5 protein-coding genes and 1 pseudogene are annotated in these 3,478 nt (G+C 57.7%); 4 read left to right on the forward strand and 2 right to left on the reverse strand.

The window, feature by feature from the left end; genetic code table 11:
• Window positions 1-137: 137 nt before the first annotated feature.
• Window positions 138-484: pseudogene (locus OXF11_21635) on the reverse strand (HU family DNA-binding protein).
• A 208-nt stretch (window positions 485-692) separates the two neighbouring features.
• On the opposite strand from OXF11_21635, the gene OXF11_21640 reads away from it, so the two are divergent.
• From OXF11_21640 to OXF11_21650, 3 genes are read left to right on the forward strand one after another with little or no spacing between them, the layout of a single operon-like run.
• Window positions 693-1,211: a hypothetical protein gene (locus tag OXF11_21640; protein ID MCY4489692.1), complete on the forward strand. Its 519-nt coding sequence runs from the start codon at window positions 693-695 to the stop codon at window positions 1,209-1,211.
• Between the two features lie 29 nt (window positions 1,212-1,240).
• Window positions 1,241-1,855 (forward strand): hypothetical protein, encoded by a 615-nt coding sequence (locus OXF11_21645; protein ID MCY4489693.1) that lies wholly within the window; start codon window positions 1,241-1,243, stop codon window positions 1,853-1,855.
• Between the two features lie 12 nt (window positions 1,856-1,867).
• Window positions 1,868-2,218 carry a hypothetical protein gene (locus tag OXF11_21650; GenBank protein MCY4489694.1) on the forward strand — a complete coding sequence of 117 codons (351 nt, stop codon included), beginning with the start codon at window positions 1,868-1,870 and terminating at the stop codon, window positions 2,216-2,218.
• Window positions 2,219-2,223: 5 nt separating this feature from the next.
• On the opposite strand, the gene OXF11_21655 is transcribed toward OXF11_21650, so the two are convergent.
• Window positions 2,224-3,111, reverse strand: a complete 888-nt coding sequence (locus tag OXF11_21655) for an IS1595 family transposase (protein MCY4489695.1) — start codon at window positions 3,109-3,111, stop codon at window positions 2,224-2,226.
• On the opposite strand from OXF11_21655, the gene OXF11_21660 reads away from it, so the two are divergent.
• A complete protein-coding gene (locus OXF11_21660; GenBank protein MCY4489696.1) occupies window positions 3,110-3,271 on the forward strand; it encodes a hypothetical protein in 162 nt (53 codons plus the stop codon). The genes OXF11_21655 and OXF11_21660 overlap by 2 nt on opposite strands.
• The last annotated feature ends 207 nt before the right edge of the window (window positions 3,272-3,478 follow it).

Raw genomic sequence — 3,478 nt, forward strand, 5'->3', positions numbered from 1 at the left:
ATGCCCGCCTTGTTCATCGCGGGCCTCCCTGCAAGCTTCCCTGAAGGCCCCCGCCCCGACCCGCCGGCGCTTCCACGACCCGCCCCCCCCACCTTTCCAAAAAGCGCACCCGTGCTCCCCTCCCGCCGGTCCCCGGCCTACTCCGTCATGCGCTTGAGCCCGGCCAACGGCTGAACCTTCACCGCCCGCGAGGCGGGCTTCGCGGCCACCGTGATCTCCTGCCCGGTGAAAGGCGAGGTCATCTTGCGCGCCTTTGTCGCGGGCTTGCGCACCGCCTTGATCTTCAGCAGGCCGGGAAGCGTGAACGTTCCCACCGCGCGTTTCCTGACGTGACGCTCGATGACAACTCCAAGCTCGTCCAGCACCGAGGCCACATCCTTCTTCTGGAGCCCGGTCAATTCAATTCGGACAGCTCGTTCAGAAGCTGTGTCTTGGTCATGGCCTCCTTGAGCGCCGTGTTCCTGCGATTTGCGGTTGCCGCCATCCCGTGTGTCTCCTTCCGTTGATTGCAGCCATTGTGGAATACGGCATCTCAAGGTAGCCGACCGGCCGTTGAAAAGCGAGTCGCTTCCCACGGCCCAGACCCGGGCAGCGGCGATGTGAGTATGCGGCGCCGTTGAAACGGTGATTATGCACTTGACAAAGTGAGGTGCAAGGGGTAGTGGGATGGCATGGTCTGGAGGTACGTCCGCATGGCTGGCTATTTCGTCTGCGCCTATGGGACCGAGAAGGGGGCGGAACTGATGTGGCCGGAGTGGTCAGCATGGGCTTGGTGGGGCATGTCGGCGGCGCTTCTCACGGTGCTCCTTACTGCGGAGTATGGTGCCACTCTTGCTCGGCGATTCCAAGTCAAGGTGCGGATGCCCAGGTTCACCAAGGAGGGGCGGGAAAAGAGGCGCTTCGGTGAATTGGCAGATGAAATCTTGAGCGTCATCGAAGATCGGGAAAGGAAGGACACCGAGGCGGTTCGAGCTAGGTGCATAGCACTCATGCGAATGCTTGATGAACTGGGCATTCCCTATCCCCGCACTCCTCGTGACGACCAAAGGGCTTGGTGGGATTGGCTGCCAAGGCTGTATGGTTTTGCCAAGGTAGGCAACATGAAGGATGCTCGTCTGGACGAGCATGTCTTCTCCACAAAGGATGGGCGCTATTTGGGCTTCGGACGGAGAGCCGATGAGCCCGTTTGGATCAAAGAGGACGAGGACTAACAACAACCCATAACACGTAGGGGGCTCCCGTGAAATGTGCTGCTTGGGCGCTCGTGCCGGTACTGGTGGTTTCAGTTGCTTTCGCTGGCGACTCGCTGGTGGAAGATATGGAGTTGGAGATTCGGATTCAGAACATCAGTGAGGAAGTTTACAAGTGGGCCGACAAGCGATCCCAGGATGCGGCAAAGAAAACAACGCTTGGAAAACAATGGCAGGCGGTTCGGCAACAATGGGATCAGTCCCATAAGGGCCTGCTTTCCATACTGAATGACAAGCAGCGACTCCTTAAGGAGATAGAGGACTACCGGAGAAGATTCGAGCTAGATTGGTATACAAAGCCATATGACTATAGATCGACACGGCAGTGGAGCATGTGGAACTCGCTCGAATCGGACGCAGAATATCAAAGACTCCGGCAGGAGTATGAGGATAGGGATAAGGCGTATGAAGCCGCCAATAAGCCGCAGAGAAGGCTCTTTGACAAAATGATGGCCCTACGTGACAAGTTGAGCAAGATAGCGAACAAGTTTCGATCTAGGCTCTACACCAAAGAAATGAAGGCGCGACTGAAGAAACTTGAGATGGAAATTACAAAGGACATTCTCAAGAAGATTGAGCAAGCCTACAAGATGCACACTGCGTGAGGAAGCACGACGATGAAAAACCCCGATAGCGAGACACAGAAGGATCGCCATCCCTGGACCTTTGACGATCTCATTCTCGTCCTGGATTGGAGGATGAGACATGGATCATCCAGTGGCAAGCCCTGTTCCGAACTGTTGGCTCTGACATCGCCTCATCCCGAGAAAAGCGTGAGGGCACAGATCCGCAATTTCGATTTTCTTGATCCGATGACAAAGGGCGGTCTTCCCAACAAATCGAAAAATGCCGAATGGGTGTGGCATATATTCGGGAAGAAGGAGCCCGGTCGGCTCCATCGTGAAGCCAAGCGCATTAAGAAGCGCCGCACGACCATACCAAAGCCGCAACGCGAGAAGGGATGCTGATGGACCTACGCCACCAGCTCCCGGAACTCCAGCGGCTTGGTATTCATGATCCGGGCCAGCGTGTCGCGGAAGATGTGCGGGTTCTTGCGGTTGTTGTAGCGCCACTCCAGTTCCTCAAGATAGCGGTCCATGTGCTTGACGCTCATCTTGTGGAACGCTCCCACCAGGGACCGCGTGAACAGCGACCAGACGCCTTCGATGCTGTTGGTATGCACGTCGCCCACAATCCATTCTTCTTCGGAATGGTTCACCGTCTTGTGCCGCGTGTTCTCGTCGGCAACCCCCAGGTACGACTGGAACTCGTCGGTGTAGATGGCCTCGGCCTCGTCCTTGACGGCCCGGTTGATGAAGTCGTGGAGAGTCTTGCGGGTCACGTCCGGGATGCGCTCCAGCCGGACCTGCCCGTCGCGTTGAATGGCGCCAGCCACGATGGCCTTGTTCTTCCGGTAGCCGCGGCCCTTGCCCTTCACCTTTCCGCCCACGAAGGTTTCGTCCACTTCGACCACGCCCACCAGCGTCGGCCCTTCCAGCGGGTCGTTCCCCATTGCTTCGCGGATGCGATGGCAGAGATACCAGGCCGTCTTGTAGGCCACCCCGAGCGTCCGCTTCATTTGCAGCGCCGAGATCCCCTTCTTGGACTCACACATGAGGTAGATGGCGAGCAGCCACTTGCGGAGCGGCAGGTGGGAGTCGTGCATGATGGTCCCGGACGTGACGCTGAACTGGTAGTCGCACTTCTTGCACTCCCAGCGGTTGTGATTCGGAAGGTCCAGGAGTTCGGCGCTTCCGCAACGGGTGCACTTCACGCCGCCCGGCCAGCGGATGCGCTCCAACGTCTCGCGGCATTGCTTGTCGCAGTTGAACTTGTCAATCAACTCTACGAGGTTCATCATGGCTCAACCCTCCAATGAGAAGAAGTTGCCAAAGGACCTGCTAAAACGCGGCGACCACGATATCATGGAGCACTTGTTCGGCAAGCGCATCATGAAGGAAGTGGATAAGATCGTAGCGGAACGTTCGCAGGAAGATGACAATGACCCAAACATGAGTTGAGCCTACATGATGTGTGATACTTTGTCAAGTGAATAATCACCGTTGAAACCAGCCGGCGCGAACGGACGGGTCGACGCGCGGTTCCGCCGGTCCCGTCCGGCTGTTGTTCGATCAGGTCTTCTCGTACATGCCCCGGCCGGTGCGCCTGATCCGGCCTTCCTTGGACCACCGCGCGACCACCTGCCGGAGGTAGGACCGACTCTTCCC

The sequence above is a fragment of the Deltaproteobacteria bacterium genome (assembly GCA_026712905.1).
Lineage (GTDB): Bacteria > Desulfobacterota > Binatia > UBA9968 > JAJDTQ01 > JAJDTQ01.